The sequence below is a fragment of the Modicisalibacter sp. MOD 31.J genome, from assembly GCF_020147985.1.
Lineage (GTDB): Bacteria > Pseudomonadota > Gammaproteobacteria > Pseudomonadales > Halomonadaceae > Modicisalibacter > Modicisalibacter coralii.
Genome location: NZ_JAGXFF010000001.1, coordinates 461,008 through 482,225, shown reverse-complemented (window position 1 = coordinate 482,225; position 21,218 = coordinate 461,008). Strand labels below are relative to the sequence as shown.

At 68.2% G+C, this 21,218-nt stretch carries 20 protein-coding genes, 3 tRNA genes and 1 pseudogene; 14 read left to right on the top strand and 10 right to left on the bottom strand.

Features of this window, described 5'->3' with window-relative positions:
* Both KGR00_RS02205 and KGR00_RS02200 read left to right on the top strand, forming a co-directional pair.
* Entirely contained in the window at positions 1-774 is a 774-nt protein-coding gene (locus tag KGR00_RS02205) for an AraC family transcriptional regulator (RefSeq protein WP_224417837.1), read from the top strand.
* A 52-nt stretch (positions 775-826) separates the two neighbouring features.
* Positions 827-1,438, top strand: a pseudogene (locus KGR00_RS02200) (LysE family translocator).
* Positions 1,439-1,471: 33 nt separating this feature from the next.
* On the opposite strand, the gene KGR00_RS02195 reads toward KGR00_RS02200, so the two are convergent.
* Together KGR00_RS02195 and KGR00_RS02190 are read right to left on the bottom strand one after the other, a co-directional pair.
* Positions 1,472-2,569 carry an AI-2E family transporter gene (locus KGR00_RS02195; protein ID WP_224417838.1) on the bottom strand — a complete coding sequence of 366 codons (1,098 nt, stop codon included), beginning with the start codon at positions 2,567-2,569 and terminating at the stop codon, positions 1,472-1,474.
* Positions 2,566-2,811 (bottom strand): sulfurtransferase TusA family protein, encoded by a 246-nt coding sequence (locus KGR00_RS02190; RefSeq protein WP_224417839.1) that lies wholly within the window; start codon positions 2,809-2,811, stop codon positions 2,566-2,568. The genes KGR00_RS02195 and KGR00_RS02190 overlap by 4 nt, the downstream gene beginning before the upstream one ends.
* A gap of 88 nt (positions 2,812-2,899) precedes the next feature.
* Here KGR00_RS02190 and KGR00_RS02185 point away from each other — a divergent pair, with 88 nt between their 5' ends.
* Complete coding sequence (locus KGR00_RS02185; protein ID WP_224417840.1) at positions 2,900-4,363, top strand: M48 family metalloprotease; 1,464 nt, start codon at positions 2,900-2,902, stop codon at positions 4,361-4,363.
* 215 nt (positions 4,364-4,578) lie between these two features.
* Here the strand turns inward: KGR00_RS02185 and nadA are convergent, their stop codons facing one another.
* From nadA to KGR00_RS02165, 4 genes are all read right to left on the bottom strand, one after another.
* Entirely contained in the window at positions 4,579-5,598 is a 1,020-nt protein-coding gene (gene nadA, locus KGR00_RS02180) for a quinolinate synthase NadA (protein ID WP_224417841.1), read from the bottom strand.
* Between the two features lie 237 nt (positions 5,599-5,835).
* Positions 5,836-5,911: transfer RNA gene (locus KGR00_RS02175), tRNA-Lys, on the bottom strand.
* Between the two features lie 33 nt (positions 5,912-5,944).
* Positions 5,945-6,020, bottom strand: a tRNA-Lys gene (locus tag KGR00_RS02170).
* Between the two features lie 42 nt (positions 6,021-6,062).
* A tRNA-Lys gene (locus KGR00_RS02165) sits at positions 6,063-6,138 on the bottom strand.
* A 220-nt stretch (positions 6,139-6,358) separates the two neighbouring features.
* Between KGR00_RS02165 and KGR00_RS02160 the strand changes: the two genes are divergently transcribed.
* The gene (locus KGR00_RS02160; RefSeq protein ID WP_224417842.1) at positions 6,359-7,078 is read left to right on the top strand and encodes a phosphatase PAP2 family protein; all 720 of its coding nucleotides are present in this window, start codon (positions 6,359-6,361) and stop codon (positions 7,076-7,078) included.
* A gap of 96 nt (positions 7,079-7,174) precedes the next feature.
* On the opposite strand, the gene rluB is transcribed toward KGR00_RS02160, so the two are convergent.
* The 4 genes from rluB to KGR00_RS02140 all read right to left on the bottom strand — a co-directional run bounded on the left by rluB (position 7,175) and on the right by KGR00_RS02140 (position 11,731).
* The gene (gene rluB, locus KGR00_RS02155; protein WP_224417843.1) at positions 7,175-8,032 is read right to left on the bottom strand and encodes a 23S rRNA pseudouridine(2605) synthase RluB; all 858 of its coding nucleotides are present in this window, start codon (positions 8,030-8,032) and stop codon (positions 7,175-7,177) included.
* On the bottom strand, positions 8,029-8,931 hold the full coding sequence (gene scpB / locus KGR00_RS02150; RefSeq protein ID WP_224417844.1) for an SMC-Scp complex subunit ScpB: 903 nt from the start codon (positions 8,929-8,931) through the stop codon (positions 8,029-8,031). Before scpB ends, rluB begins: the two co-directional genes overlap by 4 nt.
* Entirely contained in the window at positions 8,931-9,800 is an 870-nt protein-coding gene (locus KGR00_RS02145; RefSeq protein ID WP_224419819.1) for a ScpA family protein, read from the bottom strand. Before KGR00_RS02145 ends, scpB begins: the two co-directional genes overlap by 1 nt.
* A 119-nt stretch (positions 9,801-9,919) precedes the next feature.
* Positions 9,920-11,731, bottom strand: coding sequence for a DEAD/DEAH box helicase (locus KGR00_RS02140; RefSeq protein ID WP_224417845.1), 1,812 nt, complete (start codon positions 11,729-11,731; stop codon positions 9,920-9,922).
* A gap of 390 nt (positions 11,732-12,121) precedes the next feature.
* Here KGR00_RS02140 and KGR00_RS02135 point away from each other — a divergent pair, with 390 nt between their 5' ends.
* The 10 genes from KGR00_RS02135 to KGR00_RS02090 all read left to right on the top strand — a co-directional run bounded on the left by KGR00_RS02135 (position 12,122) and on the right by KGR00_RS02090 (position 21,162).
* Positions 12,122-12,898, top strand: coding sequence for an FCD domain-containing protein (locus KGR00_RS02135; RefSeq protein ID WP_224417846.1), 777 nt, complete (start codon positions 12,122-12,124; stop codon positions 12,896-12,898).
* Positions 12,899-12,951: 53 nt separating this feature from the next.
* The gene (locus KGR00_RS02130) at positions 12,952-14,181 is read left to right on the top strand and encodes an ABC transporter substrate-binding protein (RefSeq protein ID WP_224417847.1); all 1,230 of its coding nucleotides are present in this window, start codon (positions 12,952-12,954) and stop codon (positions 14,179-14,181) included.
* Positions 14,182-14,256: 75 nt separating this feature from the next.
* On the top strand, positions 14,257-15,117 hold the full coding sequence (locus KGR00_RS02125; RefSeq protein WP_224417848.1) for a branched-chain amino acid ABC transporter permease: 861 nt from the start codon (positions 14,257-14,259) through the stop codon (positions 15,115-15,117).
* Position 15,118: 1 nt separating this feature from the next.
* Positions 15,119-16,144, top strand: a complete 1,026-nt coding sequence (locus KGR00_RS02120) for a branched-chain amino acid ABC transporter permease (protein WP_224417849.1) — start codon at positions 15,119-15,121, stop codon at positions 16,142-16,144.
* Positions 16,141-16,893, top strand: coding sequence for an ABC transporter ATP-binding protein (locus KGR00_RS02115; RefSeq protein ID WP_224417850.1), 753 nt, complete (start codon positions 16,141-16,143; stop codon positions 16,891-16,893). Before KGR00_RS02120 ends, KGR00_RS02115 begins: the two co-directional genes overlap by 4 nt.
* Positions 16,893-17,588 carry an ABC transporter ATP-binding protein gene (locus tag KGR00_RS02110; RefSeq protein WP_224417851.1) on the top strand — a complete coding sequence of 232 codons (696 nt, stop codon included), beginning with the start codon at positions 16,893-16,895 and terminating at the stop codon, positions 17,586-17,588. Before KGR00_RS02115 ends, KGR00_RS02110 begins: the two co-directional genes overlap by 1 nt.
* A 45-nt stretch (positions 17,589-17,633) precedes the next feature.
* A complete protein-coding gene (locus tag KGR00_RS02105; RefSeq protein WP_224417852.1) occupies positions 17,634-18,905 on the top strand; it encodes a Zn-dependent hydrolase in 1,272 nt (423 codons plus the stop codon).
* Between the two features lie 2 nt (positions 18,906-18,907).
* Complete coding sequence (locus KGR00_RS02100) at positions 18,908-20,374, top strand: amidase (protein ID WP_224417853.1); 1,467 nt, start codon at positions 18,908-18,910, stop codon at positions 20,372-20,374.
* Positions 20,375-20,439: 65 nt separating this feature from the next.
* The gene (locus KGR00_RS02095; RefSeq protein ID WP_224417854.1) at positions 20,440-20,676 is read left to right on the top strand and encodes a transposase; all 237 of its coding nucleotides are present in this window, start codon (positions 20,440-20,442) and stop codon (positions 20,674-20,676) included.
* A 165-nt stretch (positions 20,677-20,841) separates the two neighbouring features.
* On the top strand, positions 20,842-21,162 hold the full coding sequence (locus KGR00_RS02090) for a putative quinol monooxygenase (RefSeq protein WP_224417855.1): 321 nt from the start codon (positions 20,842-20,844) through the stop codon (positions 21,160-21,162).
* Positions 21,163-21,218: the final 56 nt, after the last annotated feature.

The window sequence follows — 21,218 nt, the reverse complement described above, 5'->3', positions numbered from 1 at the left end:
ATGCATCGTTGTCACTACACGCCGGCCGGGCTGCCCGGCGTCCACCTGATCGACCTCCGCTCGGATCGTCGCTTCCCCCGCCATGCCCACGACCAGTACGGCATCGGCGTGATGCTGGACGGCGGGCATCGCTCGTGGAGCGGGCGCGGCCTGGTCGAGGCGGGCCCCAACGACGTCATCACGGTGAGCCCCAATGAACTCCACGACGGCATCCCGCTCCGCGACGCTCCGCGTCACTGGTGCATGATGTTCGTCGAACCGTCGGTGGTTGCCCGGCTCGCGGGTGCCGACATGGCCGCCCGCGAGTTTCATCACCCGGCGCTGGCGGACCCGTTGCTGGCGAGGCGACTGACCACCGCGCTGCGGGACCTGCCGCAAGCGGGCGCCGACGAAGGCGCCGAGATCGTCACCGATCTGTTCGCGGCGCTGCTCGACGACGCACACGAGGCTCCCGCGACCGTGGCGCCCTCGCCGGGCGTGCACCGCATGCTCGAGCGCATTCACGACGACCCCGTCAGCGCCCCCTCGCTGGCGGCACTGGCCGGCATCGCCGGGCTCACGCCGTACACGGCACTGCGCCGCTTTCGACGCGAGGTCGGCACGCCGCCTCACGCCTACCTCAAGCAATACCGCGTGCGCCTGGCCTGTCAGGCAATCGCCGCGGGCCACCCGCTGGCGGAGGCGGCCCTGCGCGCCGGCTTCGCCGACCAGAGCCACATGACCCGCGCCTTCGTCCGCCAGCTCGGCGTCACCCCGGGGCAATGGCGGCCCTGAGCGCCGAGCCCTCAAAGCCTCTCGCATCCGCCTCACGACACGGGACATCGACATGCCTGGCGACTTTCTGCTGACCGCCCTGATCGTGGTGTTGCTCCCCGGCACCGGCGTCTTGTATACCCTGGCCACGGGGCTGGGGCTCGGGGGGCGCGCGGCCGTTCTCGCCGCCCTGGGCTGTACGCTGGGCATCGTGCCGCAGCTGATGCTCGCCACCCTGGGGCTGGCGACCCTCTACGCGACCAGCAGCGGCGTCTTTCGCGCGGTGCAGATCGCCGGGACGCTCTATCTGCTCTTCATGGCCTGGTAGGTGCTGCGCGATGACGGCGTGCTGGCCGTCGACGCCGATCGCCGGCCCCGCAGCCCGGGTCGACTGCTGGGCATGGGCCTGTGGCTCAACCTGCTGAACCCCAAGCTGGGGCTCTTCTTCGTCGCCTTCCTTCCCCAGTTCGTGCCGGCCAACGCCGAGCGGGCGCAGGCCACCTTCTTCCTGCTCGGCCTGGTCTTCGCGGGCATGACGCTGGTCGTCTTCATCGGCTACGGGCTGCTGGCGGCCTGGGTTCGCGATCACGTGATCGGCAAGCCGGCGGTGATGCGGGGCATTCGCTGGGGCTTTGCCACGGCCTTCCTGCTGCTCGGCGTTCAGCTCGGCCTGGGGGCGATCTGATCGCCCCCCAAGACGGCCGCGTCGAGGCCTCGTTCAGTCCTGCAGATCGACCTGATGCAACGGCTGGTCCTGCAACGCCACGCTGCGCGGCCAGGCCCGCACCAGCGCCTTGAGCAGCGTGGCCAGCGGAATCGCGAAGAACACCCCCCAGAAGCCCCAGATGCCGCCGAAGAACAGCACGGCGAGAATGATCGACACCGGATGCAGGTTGACCGCCTCGGAGAACAGCACCGGGACCAGTACGTTGCCGTCCAGCGCCTGAAGCACCCCGTAGGCCACCACCACGTAGACGAACTGCTCGCCCAGCCCGAAGTGGAAACCGGCCACCGCGGCCACCGGGATGGTCGCCACCGCCGCGCCGATGTAGGGCACCAGCACCGACAGCCCGACGACCAGTCCCAGCAGCGCCGAATAGGGCAACCCGAACCACCAGAAGGTGATGAACGCCGCGCCGCCGACGATGGCGATCTCGATCGCCTTGCCGCGCACGTAGTTGGCGATCTGATCGTTCATCTCGTACCAGATGCGGGCCATCAGGGTGCGTTTCTGCGGCAGCAGCGACAGCGTGAACCGGGTCAGCACCTCGCGATCCTTGAGCAGGAAGAACACCAGGATCGGCACCAGCACCAGGTAGATGATCAAGCCCAGCAGGTTGCCCAGCGAGGCCAGCGAAAAGGTCAGCGCGCGCTGGCCGAACTGGGTCGCCTCGCGCCCCGCGGTGGCGATCCAGCCGTTGATCTGCTCGGGGGTGATCACCGTGGGATAGCGCGCCTGCATGTCGTCGAGCAGGGTCTGTACGCTGGCGAACATGCGCGGCGTCTCCTGGACCAGATCGACCAGCTGGTTCCACACCAGCGGCATGACGATCAGCGCCAGCGCCAGCACCGCGCCGAGAAACACCAGGAACACCAGCAGTACCGACAGCAGCCGCGGCAGGCCACGGCGCTCGAGCCAGGCGACCACGCCCTGCAGCAGGAAGGCCAGGATCAGCGCGGTGAAGAACGGCGCGAGCATCTTGCCCAGCCAGATCACCGCGGCGAAACCGAGGATCAGCACCAGCAGCAGGACGACCGCTTCCTCGTCGGAGAAGTAGCGTTCGAACCAGGTCTTGAAGACCGCTTTCATGCTCATGCGCCGCTACCGCCCTTGCGAATCCAGTAGTGATACTCACCGTCGCGCGCCTCGCGCTCGACGAGGCAATGCACGCCCTGCGCGGCGAACGACTCGAAGTCGCGCCATGAGCCGGGATCGGTGGCGGTGACGTGCAGCGTCTGCCCGGCGTCCAGGCGCGACAGCGCCTGCTTGGCCTTCAGCAGGGGCAGCGGACAGTGCAGACCACGCGCGTCCAGCTCATCATTCGGTTGCAGGCCCATGCGGACTCCCGGGACAATGATCGAAAAAACCGCCTCGATTTAAAGGCACTTTGCCCCCCGAATCAATGTCGGACAGGGACGCGCGACGATGACGAGGAACGCCATGCTGCGGGTAGTGACGACAACGCTGGTTGCGGGACTATTGGCCTTCGTGCCGCTGACGACGCCGGCCCAGGCACTGGACGATGACGGCCTTCCTTCGCTGGGCGGCGACGCCGCCGGCATCTCGGCCGGCGACGAGTTTCGCATGGGCCGCGCCTGGCTGCGCCAGTTCCGTGCCCAGACCCAAACCTGGCAGGACCCGATCGCCCAGCACTACGTCGAATCGCTGGTCTCGCGCCTGCTGCCCTATAGTCACGTCGGCGGCCTGGACTGGACGGTGACGCTGGTCGACAGCCGCCTGCTCAACGCCTTCGCCGTGCCCGGCGGGGTGATCGGCGTCAACGAAGGGCTGTTCGCCTTCGCTCCCGACGAGGACGCCTTCGCCTCGGTGCTCGCCCACGAACTCGGCCACCTCGCCCAGAACCACTTCGCGCGACGCATGGAACGCGTCCAGGAAACCCAGATGCCCACCATGGCGGCGATGCTGGCCGGCATGGTGCTCGCCGCGGGGGGTGCCGGCAATGCCGGCATGGCGGCCATGGTCGGTTCGCAGGCGGCCTTCATCCAGGACCAGTTGGCCTACTCGCGGCGTTTCGAGCAGGAGGCCGATCGCGTCGGGCTGCAGGCCATGGCCGACGCCGGCTTCGACCCCCAGGCGATGCCGGCGATGTTCCGTGCCATGCAGCGCCTGACCAGCCTGCAGGGTGGCAACCCGCCGGAATTCCTGCTCACCCACCCGGTCACCCAGTCGCGCATCAGCGATACCCAGGCCCGCGCCGACCAGTTGCCCTCCCCCGAGACACCCGACGACAGCACGGCGTACGACATGATCCGCGCCCGCGCGCTGCTCGACGAGAACGCCGACGATCCGGCCCAGGCGATGACCCAGTTGCGCCAGGACGACGCCCCGCCGGCCGCGACGGCCTATCTCGAGGCGCTCACCGACGCCCATCGCAACCGCACCGATGCCGCCCTGCAGGCCCTCGACCGGCTCGCGGCCCAGAAGCCCGACCTCACCCTGATCCCCGCCAGTGCCGCCGAGATCGCCCTCGACGCCGGTCGCCGCGACGACGCCCTGGCCCGCGCCGAGGAGATCCTGCGCCTGACGCCCGACTACTATCCGGCGCAACTGATCCGCGCCCGGGTGCTGCTGCAGCGCGCGCCGGCACAGGCCTTCCAGGTGCTGCGCGACATGAGCCGCGATCACGCCGAGGACCCGCAGGTCTTCGACCTGCTCGCCGAGGCGGCGGGACGCAGCGGCCACAAGAGCTGGGGCTTGCTGGCCCGCGCCGAGGAACTGCAGCTCACCGGGCACATCGATCGCGCCATCAAGCAGCTCGACATCGCCGAGGACAACGCCAAGCAGGAAGGCGACTTCGGCATGGCCAGCCGTATCCAGGAACGCCGCAAGGACTATCTGGGGTATCGGGAAGCGCTGCAGCAGTTCTGACGAGACGGAAGATGGAAGATGGAAGACGGAAGACGGAAGACGGAAGACGGAAGACGGAAGACGAGGCTTACCACCTTGCAAACGCAAAAAAGCCCCTGCTGAATTTGGCGGGGGCTTTTTCTGAGATCTTCGCTCTTACCTCTTACCTCTTACCTCTTACCTCTTACCTCTTACCTCTTACCTCTTACCTCTTCGCTCTTCGCTCTTACCCGAGCCTACCCCTTGAAGTTGAGCATCCGTTCCAGCGGCTTGAGGGCCTGCTCGCGCAGCGCGGCATCGACGAACACCTCGCCGGTGGCATCGCGCAGCGAATCGGCCAGGTTGTCCAGGGCGTTCATGGCCATCCACGGACAATGCGCGCAGCTCTTGCAGGTCGCGCCGTTGCCGGCGGTGGGTGCCTCGAACAGCGTCTTGTCGGGCACCGCCTGCTGCATCTTGAAGAAGATGCCTCGGTCGGTGGCGACCACCAGGCGCTGCTGGGGCAGCTCGCGGGCGGCACTGATCAGTTGCGAGGTGGAACCCACCACGTCGGCGATCTCGACCACCGACGCCGGCGATTCCGGGTGCACCAGCACCGCGGCGTCCGGGTAGAGCGCCTTGAGGTCGGTGATGCCCTTGGCCTTGAACTCGTCGTGGACGATGCAGGCGCCGTCCCACAGCAGCATGTCGGCGCCGGTCTTGTCGCGGATGTAGCCGCCGAGGTGCTTGTCCGGGGCCCAGAGGATCTTCTCGCCGCGGGCATGCAGGTGCTCGATCACGTCCACCGCGATCGACGAGGTCACCACCCAGTCGGCGCGCGCCTTGACCGCCGCCGAGGTATTGGCATAGACCACCACGGTGCGCTCGGGATGCTGATCGCAGAAGGCGCTGAATTCGTCCGCCGGGCAGCCGATGTCCAGCGAGCAGGTCGCCTCGAGCGTGGGCATCAGCACACGCTTCTCGGGCGAGAGGATCTTGGCCGTCTCGCCCATGAAGCGCACCCCGGCGACCACCAGGGTCGAGGCCGGATGGCGGGCGCCGAAGCGCGCCATCTCCAGCGAGTCGGCCACGCAGCCGCCGGTCTCCTCGGCAAGCTCCTGGATGGCATCGTCGGTATAGTAGTGAGCGACCAGCACCGCATCGCGCTGCTCGAGCAGGTGCTTGATCTCGTCGATGCGCGCCTCGTCCTCGGCGGCGATCCGCGTCGGGCAATAGGTACGCGTCAGATGCTCTCGGACGAGAGCGCGGGAAGTCATGGTTGTCATCGTGTCTACCACTGCGACAGGCAGGGGCTCCCCCTGCGTTCACCGGAAGTGCCGCCGACGATCGACTCCGTCGCACGACACACCTGAAACGACCATGGTACTGCGCGGCCGTCACGCTGCCCAGCCCTTCTCGTCATCCTCGAGGCAACTTCCAGCGACGAACGATCCCCGACGACACACACGAAAACGCCCCGACAGCACGGCTGCCGGGGCGTCGATTCGCAATTCTGGTGGGTCGTGTAGGATTCGAACCTACGACCAATTGGTTAAAAGCCAACTGCTCTACCAACTGAGCTAACGACCCTTGAGACACCCGAAGGCGTCAAGGCGGCGAGAGTGGTGGGTCGTGTAGGATTCGAACCTACGACCAATTGGTTAAAAGCCAACTGCTCTACCAACTGAGCTAACGACCCGCCGCCGGATCGTCGGAACCGCCACCCGAAGCCGGGCGCGGATGGTGGGTCGTGTAGGATTCGAACCTACGACCAATTGGTTAAAAGCCAACTGCTCTACCAACTGAGCTAACGACCCGTCCGACAGGGCGCACATAATACTTTCAGCGAGACGTCGTGGCAAGGCTTTTCTTAGCCGATTCAGCGCCTAACGGCCAGCGAGCGACGCAGCCGGCCTGACACCGCCCCCGACCCCGTCGACAAAATCATTAGCCATCGAACGGGAGACCTGATAAAACGTTAAGAAACGCTGTTCTATATCTATCAGGCGGCCATCACTGCGCTCCGAGGTGCCAACCATGTCGATCAATCGCATCCTGCTGCTCAACGCCCTGGGCATCGGCCTGCTGCTGAGCTGGGCGCTGCCCGGGTTCACGCTCTGGACGCACCTCGACGATGGCGTCTTCTGGTTCTTCAACCACACCATCAACGCCGGCAATCCGCACTGGGACGCGGTGCTCGCCGCCCTCAACAACCGCAAGTACGACGCCCTGATCATGCTCGCCATGCTGGCGATCATGGCCTGGGCCAGCAAGCGCGACCGCCAGGGCGGCTGGCGGCGCTGGCTGGGCATCGGCCTCACCATGCTGGTCACCGCCGCGCTGATCAACGAGTTCGTCCGCCACCTGGTGCCCTATGCCCATCCCAGCCCGACGGTGGCCTTTCCCGACGCCAGCCTGGTCTCACGCTTCGTGCACTTCGCCACCAAGGACCAGGCGGGCAACAGCTTTCCGGGCGATCACGGCATCATGGCGATGATCTTCGCCGGCTTCATGCTCAGCTTCGGCGACCGCGTCACCCGCATCGCCAGCCTGATCCTGGTGGTCTGTGCCGTCACCCCGCGCATCATGGTCGGCGCGCACTGGCTGAGCGACGTTCTCGTCGGCTCGCTGTCCATCGCCCTGCTGCTGTTGCCCTGGGTGCTGTGCACGCCGCTCGCCCGCCGCAGCAGCGCCGCCCTCACCGGGCTCGTCGAGCGGGGGATCGTGGCGTATCGGACGCGGCGCTTCAGGGGGTGAAGCCGGCGCCAGCCGGCGATCATGGCGGGCAGGCAGGCGGGCGCGTGACGCCCGCCACGGCAATCCTCAGAGGGCATCGCCGCGCAAGACGCCCCCTCAGCGCCGGGTGGGCGATTTCGGCTTGCGCATGGCACGCACCGGGCGGCGCTTGCGCTTGTCGCGACTCCAGCGGTTCTGCTCGTCGGGGGTCAGGCTGGGCACCTTGCGCGGCTCGAGTCCGGCCATCGTCGACAGGTCGTCGATCTCTTCCTGGCTGAGCTCGACCCACTCGCCGGCCTTGGCGCGCTTGTCGAGGAAGATGTTGCCGTAGCGCACGCGCTTGAGGCGGCTCACCGTCAGCCCCTGGGATTCCCACAGCCGACGCACCTCGCGGTTGCGGCCCTCCATGATCACCACGTGGAACCAGGTATTGATGCCTTCACCGCCGAACTCCTGGACGTCGGTGAAGCGCGCCGGGCCGTCCTCGAGCATCACGCCCTCGACCATGTTGACGACGTGCTCGCGCTGGACCTGGCCCATCACCCGCACGGCGTATTCGCGCTCGATCTGGGTCGAGGGATGCATCAGGCGATTGGCCAGTTCGCCGTCGGTGGTGAACAGCAGCAGACCGCTGGTATTGATGTCGAGCCGGCCGATGGCGATCCAGCGCTCGCCCTTGAGCCGTGGCAGGCGCTCGAAGACGGTGTGGCGCCCTTCCGGGTCCTTGCGCGTGCACAGCTCGCCCTCGGGCTTGTTGTACATGATCACCCGGCGCGACACGTCGGCGTCGGCGCGCAGGTTGACCGGGTTGTCGTCGACGCTCACCCGGTCGCGAACCTCGACGCGGTCGCCGAGCTTGGCGACCTCGCCGTTGACCTTGACGCGCCCGGCGCTGATCGCCGTTTCCATTTCGCGGCGCGAGCCCAGCCCGGCGCGTGCGAGGACCTTCTGGAGTTTCTCGGTGGTGCTGTTCATGAATCGGATGAGGTCTCGTTTGAAGAGTGTTCCGCGCTGTCGCCGTCGTCGGCATCGCCCTCGTGGGCGCTGCCGTCGCGCCGGCGGGCGCGATCGGCCAGGCGGGCTTCGAGATCGGCGAAGCTCAGTCCCGGCCGCGCGGACGCCGTCCCGGCGTGTGTCGTTTCGTCGGCCATCCCGGCCGTCGGGTCGTGCATGGTACCTGCGGCATCCGACGCTGTCTCGGGTGTCTCGCCGTCGTCGACGGACTCGGCCTCGCCCCCCTCGTCACCAGCATAGTCCGAGCCGGCGGTCTCCGGCACATCGCCATCGCCTCCTGGGCTGGCCGGCACCTCGGTATCCGGCGATTCAGCGGCCGTCTCCTCGGCGAAGGCGAAGCCCTGCAGTTCGTGCATGGGCGGCAGCGCATCGAGGGTCTTGAGGCCGAAGTCGTCGAGAAACTGGCGGGTCGTGGCATAGACCGCCGGGCGCCCGGGCACGTCGCGATGGCCGACCACGCGGATCCAGCCACGCTCGCCGAGAGTGCGCATGATCGAGCCGCTCACCGACACCCCGCGCACCTCCTCGATGTCGCCGCGGGTCACCGGCTGACGATAGGCGATCAGCGCGAGCGTCTCGAGCAGCGCCCGCGAATAGCGCTGCGGACGTTCGTCCCAAAGCCGCGAGACCCACGGCGACAGGCGCTGACGGATGCGCATCTGATACCCCGAGGCGGATTCGATCAGCTCCAGCGCGGAACTCTCGAGTCGCGTCTCGAGCACGCCGAGCGCGTCGCGCAGATCGCGACGCGGTGGGCACTCGTGGGCATCGAAGAGCCCCTCGAGGCGGTCCAGCGACAACGGCTCGCCGGCGGCGAGCAATGCCGCCTCGAGGATCTCGTCGAGTCTCGCGCCGGCCATCAGGACTCCTCCTCGAAGGCGCTCTCGCCGCCTTCGTCGTCGAGACGCTCTTCCTCGCCGCCCGCGGTCTGGCGGGCGCGCACGTGAATCGGCGACAGCGGTGCATTCTGGACGATCTCGATCATCGCCTCCTTGGCCAGTTCGAGGATCGCCATGAAGGTCACCACCACCCCGGCGCGGCCCTCCTCGAGGGTGAACAGCGACTCGAAGGTGACGAAGCGGTCGTCGGCCAGCCGATCCATGATCCGCAGCATGCGCTCGCGGGTGGAAAGTACCTCGCGACTGATGGTGTGCGCCTGGTTGAGCTCGGCACGCTTGAGGATCCCCGAGAGCGCGTGGAGCAGTTCGTCGAGCTCGACGTCGGGGTGCACGACGCGGGTCTCCAGCGACGGCAGGGCGGCCTGGGCGGGGAACCAGTCGCGCCCCTGGCGCGGCAGCTCGTCGAGGGATTCGGCGGCGAGCTTGAGCCGCTCGTATTCCTGCAGGCGGCGGATCAGCTCGGCACGCGGGTCCTCCTCGTCGTCCTCGGCGTCGCCCTTGGGCGGGCGTGGCAGCAGGGTGCGCGACTTGATCTCGGCGAGCATCGCGGCCATCAGCAGGTACTCGCCGGCCAGGTCGATCTCCAGCGCCTTCATCAGTTCGACGTATTCGATGTACTGGTGGGTGATCGCCGCCACGTCGATCGACAGGATGTCGAGGTTCTGGCGGCGAATCAGATAGAGCAGCAGGTCCAGCGGGCCCTCGAAGGTCTCGAGGAAGACCCGCAAGGCCTCGGGCGGGATGTAGAGATCCTCCGGCAGCTCGTGCAGCGGCTCGCCGGCGACCAGGGCCATGACCGCACCGAAACTGCCGGCCGAGGCCGGTGTCATGTCGTTGCCCTGCTGCGTGTCCATCGGCGCGTGCCCACACTACTCGCTCGTCGAATCCGCCAGTCTACCAACGCCGCGGGCCGGAAACACCCTCGTCGAGCGTGCCTGCCACCGGCGTGTCACCCCGCCGCGTCGGCCTTGCGATAGCGCCCCGTGTAGTCGAAGAGCTTCTCGCGTACCTGCCAGTAACGGCCCACGCGCCTGCCGACCACGAAGTCCGGGGCCTTGAGGCGGTGTTCGCCGGCGATCACCGCCTCGGGCGATGCCGGCTCCCAGTTCGCCCCCGGCGCCCGCAGATGGCGGCGCAGGAAGGCCGCGGCGAAGGCACGCCGCTGGGCCGGCGTCTCCAGGGCGAACCACTCGTCGAGAGTCACGCCATCCTCGTCGTGATAGGTCACCTTGAGCCGCGCCAGCCCGCGCCCGTTGACGGTGGCGGCCAGTTGCATGCCGGCGACCCGCAGCACCCGCGCGTCCTTGAGGCGCAGTGCCTGCTTGAGCTTGTCGTCGGGGTCGACCAGCCGTTCGCCGCAGCCGTGGCAGGCCCGCGCGGCGATGTCGTTCTCGGCGCCGCACTGCTCGCAGGTCTTGAAGCGAAAGCGGAAGGTGCACTGCTGTCTACCGGCGCCCGACGCCGCGCCTCGCCGCTCACGGTCATCCTCGACGAGCCCCTGGCAGCGCCGCCCGAAGTGCTCGATGACGATATCGCCGTCGCGCTTGCCCCAGAACAGGTTGGCGTGACCGCAGGAGGGGCACTCGACCTGCACCGGCTCGGCGTCGGAATCGGGGCGTGGCGCGCCCACCTCCGGCGCGTAGAGATCCCAGGGGTTGCCGGCGTAATCGAGGATCAGGCAATCCGTCTTGCCCGGCGCCAGGCGCAGGCCGCGACCGACGATCTGCTGGTAGAGGCTTACCGACTCGGTGGGCCGCAGGATGGCGATCAGGTCGACGTGGGGGGCGTCGAAGCCGGTGGTCAGCACCGCGACGTTGACCAGGTACTTGAGCTGCCCGGCCTTGAAGGCCTCGATAGTGTGCGTGCGTTCCCGCGAGGGGGTGGCGCCGGTGACCAGCGCCGCCTCGGCGGCGGGCAGGTACCCCAGGATCTCCTCGGCGTGGGCCACGGTGGCGGCGAAGATCATCACCCCGCGCCGTTCGCGGGCGCGCTCGACGATCTCGGCGATGATCGTCGGCGTCGCCCGGTGACCGCAGACCACGCGATTGAGGTCCTCATCGGCGAAGACGCCCCGCGAATTGGGCGTCAGCCGCGAGAAGTCGTAACGGTCGACGGCGGCATCGATGCGCCGCGGTTCGGCCAGAAAGCCCTGCTTGACCATCAGTCGCAGCGGCTGCTCGAACACGCAATCGCGGAAGAAGCAGTCCGCCTCGCCACGCACCATGCCGTGGTGATGGCGATGGTAGATGAAGCCCTGGCCCAGGCGATACGGCGTGGCGGTCAGGCCCAGTACCTTGAGGCGCGGATTGGCGGCCCGGAAGTGCGCGATCACTCGCCGGTAGCTGGCGTCCTCGTCCGGCGAGACACGGTGACACTCGTCGATCACCAGCAGCGTGAAATCGCCGCCGCCGAAGGCCTCGAGGTTGCGCACCACCGACTGCACCGAGCCGAACACCACCTGGCGCTGGGCCTCCTTGCGGCCCAACCCGGCGCTGAAGATGTCGGCCTCGAGACCGTAGGCCCGGTACTTGGCGTGATTCTGCTCGACCAGTTCGCGCACGTGGGCCAGCACCAGCACCCGCCCCCGCGCCAGGCGCGCCAGCTCGGCGATCACCAGCGACTTGCCGCTGCCGGTGGGCAACACCACCACCGCCGGTTCGTCGCCGGCGCGGAAGTGCTCGACCACCCGGGCCACGGCCTGGCGCTGGTAGGGACGCAGCGTCGGCGGTGTCGGAGACGTTGTCGCGGCATCGGAGGTCATGGCAGGCGTCGTGCGGGGTGGCATGGGGCCGCCCATGGTAATGCATGGTGCGTCACGACGCAGCGCGACCTCGCGGCAGCGCCGCTCAAAAATACATTCATCGATCGGACCACTCTGAAAGCTTCACGCTATCGAAAATCCCCGCGTCTCATCGCCCTGGTGCAGTCACGCCATCGGCGCACCGCCACGCAGCGCCCGCCTCCGGTGAACTTGCCGTTCCCGCACAAGGCCTTGGTGACGCCCGAGGCAATCTCGGCGCCGCCACCGGCACCATCCGGGTGCACGGCGCGACCGCCCCTTTTCGATACCCCGCAGGATGCCACCTTGACGCGCCGGTCTTTTTGATCCAATAAATATATTTATTCGCATAAATACAAAGACAGGCACTCCATGACCGCGGAACCGACGCGCCGTCGCAAGCTGGCCGACCTCATCGGCGAAGACATCAAGCGCGAGATCGTCACCGCCCAGTTGCAGCCGGGCGACCGGCTGCCCAACGAAAAGGCGCTGATGACCCATTACGGCTGCGCCAAGGCGACCATTCGCGAGACCCTCAAGGTGCTCGAGGTGGAGGGCCTGGTCACGCTGAAGACCGGCCCCGGCGGGGGCGCCTTCATCAAGGCCCCCACTACCGACCCCGCCAGCCGGGCCCTGCGCAACTTCCTGCATTTCCAGCACCTCGATGGCGGTCAGGTCTATCAGTTGCGACGCCTGGCCGAGGTCGAGATGGCCGTCTCGGTCATCGGTCATCTTTCCACCGAGGACTTCGTCGCCCTGGAAGCCAACATCGAGCATTGTCGGCAGCCTCACGACGGCGACGAAGGCCATCGCCACCATCGCATGCTGGAACTCGAGTTCCACAACATCCTGGCGCGCGCCTGCCCCAATCCCCTGCTGCGCTTCCTGTGCGGTTTCCTCAACGATCTGCTGCGCGACCTGGTGGTGCTCAAGAAGGCCTACAAGCCGGAACGCAAGCAGTTCGACCAGGCCAACATCGACTACCACGTCGAGCTGGTCGCGGCCCTGCGCGAACGGGACGTCCTGCGGGTACGCGAGTTGATGCACGACCACATGTGCGATGCCGAGCACCACATGACGGCCCTCGAGGGCCAGGTCGCCGACCAGTTCCTGGTCAATCCCCGCCAGGGGTTACCGATCCCGGGCTAGGCATCCGCCCCCGGCCAATCGCTGCAACGACAACGACAATCATTGCGAGGTTCATGATGCGACGCGATACGCTGTTTTCCACCAACCGGTTTTCCATCAGGTGGCTTCCCACCACCCTGCTGGCCGTCACCCTCGGCCTGGCGGCGGGCCCGAGCCAGGCCCAGGACGCGACCCCGATCACCGTCTACGGGGTCAAGTCCCTCTCCGGCGGCAATGCCAGCTACGGCAAGTACGCCGAGATGGGCTCCAAGCTGGCGGTCGAGGAAATGTCCGCCAAGCTGGGGCGCCAGATCGACTATGTCTCCATCGACACCGAGGGCAATGCCGGACGTGCCGTGCGCAAGGTCCAGGAAGCGATCGAGCAGGACGGCGCACGCCTGTTCAATGGCGCGACGCTCTCCTCCACCGCACTGGCGGTGGGCAAGGAAGTCAACGACGCCGGCGGGGTCTTCATGACCCCGGCCGGCGCCGACGAGATCACCGGCAGCGAGTGCAACCCCGCCACCTTCCGCTGGTCGGTGCCCACCTATGGGGCGATCCAGCAGACCCTGGTGCCCTACATCGACAGCCACCCGGACGCCAAGCGTTTCTATACCATCACCCCCCAGTACGTGTTCGGCGAGGCGCTGCTGCGCAACGCCAAGCAGGTCTTCGCCGACAAGGGCGTGGAGCACGTCGGCAACAGCTACCACTCGCTGCAGGAGCAGGAGTTCTCGGGCTATCTGACCAATGCCATGGCCGCCAGCCCAGACGTCCTGGTGCTGCTCAACTTCGGCTCGCAATCCTCGAATGCCCTGCGCCAGGCGATCAACTTCGGGCTCGACCAGCAGATGGACATCATCATGGTCTGGTCGTCCGGCCTGGAGCAGCTGCAGGAGCTGGGCAACGACAACATCGACGGGATCTATTTCGGTGCCCAGTACTGGCATGAGGTCGACACCCCCGCCAACCGTGAGCTGGTGAAGAAGGTCGAGGACGCCTACGGCATCACCCCCAACTACCCGCTGGCCGCCGACTACACCATGACCAAGACCCTGCTGCAGGCGGTGGCCGACAGCGGCGCGACCCAGGGCGAGACACTGATCCACGCCCTCGAGGGGCGCACCTACCAGGGCCCCACCGGCGAGGAGACGATTCGCGCCGCCGACCACCAGGTGCTCAAGGACTACTACCTGCTCGAAGGCAAGGGCGCCGTCGAGATGACCGACGCCAGCGATTACGCCGACGTCGTCAGTTCCGGCCAGTCATTCCTGCCGCCGGAGAAGAGCGGCTGCCAGATGTGACCGCTGCCGCGGGGGTGACACATGTCGTCCCCGCGGCCTGGCGTCAACCCCTTCCGCTCCCGGCGAGGTGCCACCATGCTCAACGTCTATCTCTTCCAGATCCTGAACGGGCTGGGGCTGGGGATGATCTATTTTTTGATCTCGGTCGGTCTGACCCTGATCTTCGGCCTGCTCAACTTCGTCAACTTCGCCCACGGCGCCTTCTTCCTGCTCGGCTCGTACCTCTGCTACACCACGGTCACCCTGACCGGCAACTTCTGGCTGTCGCTGCTGGTCGCGCCGCTGGTGGTGGGGCTGCTGGCCTGGCTGCTGGAGCGCAGCCTGATCCGCCGCATCTACCATCTGCCGCACACCTTCCAGATCCTGGTCACCCTGGGCATTGCGCTGATCATTCAGGAAGTCTCGATCATGCTCTGGGGCCCGGTGGGCAAGAGCGTGCCGACGCCGGACCTGCTGCGCGGCATCGTGCGGCTGGGCGACTTCGCCTACCCGCAGTACCGGCTGTTCCTGATCGGCTTCGCCGCCCTGGTGGCGGTGGCCCTGTGGCTGCTGCTGGAACGCACCCGCTTCGGCGCCCTGGTGCGCGCCGGCAGCGAATCCACCGAGACGGTGTCGCTGCTCGGCACCAATATCTTCCGCCTGTTCTCGATCACCTTCGCCCTGGGCGTGGCACTGGCCGGGCTGGCCGGCGTGCTCTCCGCGCCGCTGCGCGGTGCCAATCCCTTCCTCGGCCCCGAGATCCTCGGCGTGGCATTCGTGGTGGTGGTGATCGGCGGCATGGGCTCGTTCGGCGGCGCCCTGGCCGCCGGCCTGATGGTGGGCGTGGTACAGAGCCTGATGGCCAGCCTGTGGCCACAGGGATCGAGCCTGATGATCTATGCCGCGATGGCCGTGGTGATCCTGCTGCGGCCCTACGGCCTGTTCGGGAGGGCCTGAGATGACCCCCAAGCTCACGACACCGGCGCGTGGCGGCGATCGCCACGCCGCCACACCCCGGCGGCGCCCGGCGGCGACGACCCTGGCCATGTTCGCGGTGGTCATCGCCCTGCCGCTGGTGGTGCCGTCGGCCACCCTGGCCTGCGAGATCCTGATCTTCGCCATGGCCGTGCTGGGCTGCAATCTGCTGCTCGGCTACACCGGCCTGCTCTCCTTCGGCCAGGCGATCTTCTTCGGCAGCGGCGCCTACGTGGCGGCCCTGGCCATGATCCACTGGCAGGCCGGCTTGTTCACGGCGCTGCTGCTGGCGGTCGCCGCCGGGGGGCTGCTGGCGCTGCTGGTCGGCGCCCTGGCGATTCGCCGCAAGGGGATCTACTTCGTGATGCTGACCCTGGCGCTGACCCAGATGGCCTACTTCATCGCCTATACCCTGAGCGACTGGACGGGCGGCGACAACGGCCTGCTCGACGTCCCGCGGCCCCCCGTGGCCATCGGCGGCGTCACCCTGTTCGACCTCGCGTCGCCGCTGGCCTTCTACGGCCTGGTGGCGGTGCTGTTCGTGCTCCTCTACCTGGGGGCGCGTCGGGTCATCGACTCGGCCTTCGGCAGTACCCTGCTGGCCATTCGCGAGAACGAGGCGCGCGCCGCCGCCGTGGGCTACGACACCCGCCACTTCAAGATCCTCGCCTTCACGCTGTCGGGCGCCGTCACCGGGCTCGCCGGGGCGCTCTACGCCATGCTGCTCAACTTCGCGCCGCTGTCGAACATCGAGCTGCCGATGTCCGAGCAGATCCTGATCATGACCATCATCGGCGGCACCGGGTCGCTGTTCGGCTCGCTGCTGGGTGCCGGTGCCATCGTGATGCTCGGCGACCTGCTCTCCGCCCTCTGGCCACGCTGGATGCTGCTGCTCGGCGTGGCCTTGATCGCCGTGGTGATGTTCATGCGCGGCGGCCTGTGGGGCGGCCTCGAAGCCCTGGGGCGCCGGCGCGCCGGCGCCGCTCGCACGACGCAGGAGGACGCATGACCACGCCATTGCTGGAAACCCGCGACCTGACACTGGCCTACGGGGCCTTCCGCGCCGTCGACGGGGTCGGGCTGCGTATCCGACCCGGGACCATCCACACCGTCATCGGCCCCAACGGCGCCGGCAAGACCAGCCTGTTCCACTGCCTGACCGGCGAGCGCCGCGTCAGTGGCGGGCGCATCCTGTTCGACGGTCGCGACATCACCCGCCGCCCCGCCCATGGCCGGGTGGCGCTGGGCATGGCGCGCTCGTTCCAGATCACCAGCCTGTTCCAGAACCTGAGCGTTCGCGAGAACCTGCGCCTGGCCGCCCAGGGCACCGCCGGCTGGCGGGCGCTGGACTTCTGGCGGCGCCTGGACGGCCACCGCCGCCATGCCGCCACCGCCGACGAGATGCTCGAACGCCTGGCGCTCACCGCACGCGCCGAGCTGCCCGCCGGCACCCTGTCACATGGCCAGCAACGCATTCTGGAGGTGGGCATGGCGATGTGCGCGCGGCCCCGCCTGCTGCTGCTCGACGAACCGACCTCGGGCATGGGGGTCGACGACATTCCCACCATGACCCGGCTGATCGCCGAGCTGGGGCGCGACCATACCGTGCTGTTGATCGAGCACAACATGAGCATCGTGATGTCGATCAGCGACACCATCACCGTCATGAACCGCGGCCGGATCCTGGTCGAGGGAACGCCACAAGCGGTGCGCGAGGACGAGCGGGTGCGCACCGCCTACCTGGGGGAGGCCGCCTGATGCTCGAGGTCGACGACATCCACAGCTACTACGACAAGAGCCATGTGCTCGAAGGCGTCTCGCTCAAGGTCGAGGCCGGCGAGCTGGTCACCCTGCTGGGGCGCAACGGTGCCGGCAAGACCACCACCCTCAAGAGCATCGTCGGCCTGGTGCCGCCACGGCGCGGATCGGTGCGTTTCGACGGGCGCGTCATCAACGGCCAGGAGCCATTCCGCATCGCCCGGCAGGGGGTCGCCCTGGTGCCGGAACATCGCGGGATCTTCGGCCTGCTCAGCGTCGAGGAAAACCTCAAGATCGCCGCCCGACGCAGCAGCCGCTGGCAACTCGCCGACATCTATCGCCTCTTCCCGCGCCTCGAGGAGCGGCGCCGCAACGGCGGCAACGCCCTCTCGGGGGGCGAACAGCAGATGCTCGCCATCGCCCGGGCATTGATCAACGACCCGCGCATCCTGCTGCTCGACGAACCCACCGAGGGGCTCGCGCCAGTGATCGTCGACGAGATCGTGCGCATCCTCAAGGAGATCCGCGACCTGGGGCTGCCGGTGCTGCTGGTCGAACAGAACCTGCGGGTCTGCGAACAGCTCGCCGACCGCCACTATGTGCTCGAACAGGGCCGGGTGGTCTATCACGGCAGCGCCCAGGCGTTCCGCGACGACCCCGCGATCCGCGACCGCTTTCTGGCGCTGAGCGCCTGAACGCCGCCGCCCCGCAACACGATCCTCATCAACAAGGACAAGACCATGACCCCCACTTCCTCATCCCAAGCGACCCGACTGACCATCGACGGCGAGCGGCTATGGCAGACCCTGATGGAGCTGGCCACCATCGGCGCCACCCCCAAGGGGGGCTGCAACCGCCAGGCGCTGACCGATCTCGACCGCCAGGGTCGTGAACTGCTGACCCGCTGGTGCGAGGCGGAAGGTCTGACGGTCCGCTTCGATGCCATCGGCAACCTCTTCGCGCGGCGCCCGGGGCGCGACGACACGGCCGACCCGGTGGTGATCGGCAGCCATATCGACACCCAGCCCACCGGCGGCAAGTTCGACGGCTGCTTCGGCGTGCTGGCGGCGCTGGAAGTGATCCGCACGCTGAATGCCCAGGGCATCGAGACCCAGCGGCCGCTGGAGCTGGTCTCCTGGACCAACGAGGAGGGCTGCCGCTTCTCGCCCTGCATGATGGGCTCCGGCGTCTTCGTCGGCCAGTTGTCCCTCGACGACGCCCTGGCGCGGCGCGATGCCGAGGGCATCAGTGCCGGCGAGGCGCTCGAGGCGATCGGCTACGTCGGTGACGACGCCCACCGACCGGCCCGCTTCGCCGGCTACCTCGAGGCGCACATCGAGCAGGGGCCGATCCTCGAGGACGAGGGCGACACCATCGGCGTGGTCACCGGCGCGCTGGGCATCCAATGGTTCGACGTCACGCTGACCGGCATGGCCGCCCACTCCGGTTCGACGCCGATGCACCTGCGCCGCAATGCGCTGCTCGGCGCCACCCGCGTGATCGAGGCCGTCGACGCCATCGCCATGGCCCACCAGCCCGACGGCCGCGGCACCGTCGGCGCCTGCCAGGTACGGCCCAACTCGCGCAACGTGATCCCCGGCGAGGTCACCCTCAGCGTCGACCTGCGCCACAGCGACGGCGAGGTGCTCGACGCCATGGTCGCCGAGTTCCGCCGGACCCTGGAACGGATCGCCACCGAGGGTGGCCTGGAACTCGCCGTCACCCAGACCGCGAACAACCCGCCGCAGCATTTCGATACCGCGTGCATCGACGCGGTACGCCGGGCGGCGCAGGCGGGCGGCCACGCCCACCGCGACATCGTCAGCGGCGCCGGGCACGACGCCGTGCTCGTCGCCGGCGTGGCGCCGACCGCGATGATCTTCATTCCCTGCGAGAAGGGCATCAGCCACAACGAGGCCGAATACGCCAGCCCCGAGGACGTGGCCGCCGGCGCCGACGTGCTGCTGCATGCCACCCTCGAACTGGCCGGTCGGCCCGGCGAGGATGCCTGATCATGACCGACACCGACCTGGCCGGCCTGAGCGCCGTCGATGCCGGGGCCCTGCTGGCCGCCGGCGAGATCTCGCCGGTGGCGCTGGCACGTGACTGCCTGGCGCGCATCGAACGCCACAACCCCACCATCAACGCCTTCTGTCACGTCGACGCCGACGGCGCGCTGGAGGCCGCCCGCGCCGCCGAGGTGCGCTATCGACGCGGCACGCCGCTGGGCCCGCTCGACGGCATCCCGGTGACCATCAAGGACCTGACCCCGACCCGCGGCATGCCCACCCGCAAGGGCTCCGCGACCACCTCGGCGGCCGGACCCTGGGACACCGACGCCCCGTTCGCCGCCCGCCTGCGCGAGGCCGGCTGCGTGCTGCTCGGCAAGACCACCTCACCGGAGTTCGGCTGGAAGGGGGTGACCGACAATCCCCTCCACGGCATCACCCGCAACCCCTGGAATCCGCGCCTGACACCGGGCGGCTCGTCCGGCGGGGCCGGCGCCGCCGCGGCGCTCAACCTGGGCCTGCTCCACCAGGGCAGCGACGCCGGCGGCTCGATCCGCATTCCCTGCGCCTTTACCGGTACCTTCGGCTTCAAGCCGACCTTCGGCTGGGTGCCGCAGTGGCCGGCCAGTGCCATGACCACGCTCTCGCACCTCGGCCCGATGACCCGTACTGCCGAGGACGCCGCGCTGATGATGACGGCGATCGCCCGGCCCGATCCGCGTGACGGTTACGCCGGCCCGCCCTGCCCCTTCGACTGGCGCCGCTCCCCCCCGGACGACCTGCGGGGCTGGCGGATCGCCTACAGCCGCGACCTGGGCTATGTCGAGGTCGCGCCGGACATCGCCCGGGTGGTGGATGACGCCGTCGCCGTGCTGCGCGACCTGGGCGCCGAGGTGACGGAGATCGACCCCGGCTTCACCGACCCCCAGGCGACCTTCAACACCCTGTGGTTCGCCGGCGCCGCGCGGCTGGTCAGCGGCCTGGACGACGCCCAGCGCGAGCGCCTCGACCCGGGCCTGCGGGCCATCGCCGAACGCGGGGCGCGCATCTCGCTGAGCGACTACCAGGGCGCCGACGAGGCGCGCGCCGCGCTGACCGCGCAACTGGCCGAGTTCCATCGCCACTACGACCTGCTGGTGACGCCGACGCTGCCGATCGCGCCCTTCGCCGTCGGCAGCAACGTGCCCGAGGGCGGTCGCTACCGACAATGGATGGACTGGACGCCGTTCAGCTACCCGTTCAACCTCACCCAGCAGCCGGCGGCGTCGCTGCCCTGCGGCCTCGACGACGGCGGCCTGCCGGTCGGCCTGCACCTGGTCGCGGCGCGTTTCGACGACATGCGGGTGATGGATGCCGCACGGCTGCTCGAGCGGCGCCTGCCGCGCCTGGTGCCGCCCGAATTTCCCGATTGCGTGACATGGCCGACCGCAGAGTTGAAGAAACGGACAACGACCCGACATACTGGTCATTAGACGAAAGCGGCAACAGGGACATTGCCGACGCAATTTTGACTACATCGCAAGAGGAGAAGGCCGACATGAAAGCACCCACAGGTCCCGAATGCCCGGAATGCGGCAGCCGCGAGAAGCGTTTCCCGCCGGGTCGTGAGGGCCAGTATCACGTCTTCTGTGACAACTGCGACCATGACTTCGGCCGCTATGACCAGATGGTCGGCAACTTCCGCCACGTGCTCCACGACCTCGAGGAGATGCTGAATATCGACGACGCCTCGCCACGCAGCGCCCCGGACGCTCCGGACGCCGACCGCCACTGACCCCGGCGCCGACACTTGCCGCGTTCCTGCACAACGACGGCCGCCGTCGCCAGACGGCGGCCGTCGTGTGTCATGGCCCCGGGCCGATCGCCCTCGGCAGAGGCCCGGGGTTGAACGTACACTGGTGCGTGCGACATCCGTCCAGCGACCGACAGGGAGGTCATCATGACCGATAGCACACGCTTCGTGGTCATTGCCGAATTCCGCATCAAGCCCGGCCAGGTACCGGCCTTTCTGGCCCTGGCACACAACGACGCCAGCGAATCGCTGGCCAACGAGGAAGGCTGCCTGACCTTCGACGTGCTGACGCCGGAGGGCGGCGGCGAGCATGTCGTGCTGCACGAGGTCTATCGCGACCGCGCCGCCTACGAGCACCACAAACAGATGCCCCACTACGCCCCGTTCAAGGAAGGCAGCGCGGCGCTGCTCGATGGCGAACCCAGCGTGCGCTGCTTCTACACCGCGATACGCCCCGAATCGGACTGATCCCCGGGCACGCCGCCGTGCCCGCCAAAGGCAGACGGGCCTGCCAACCGGCAGGC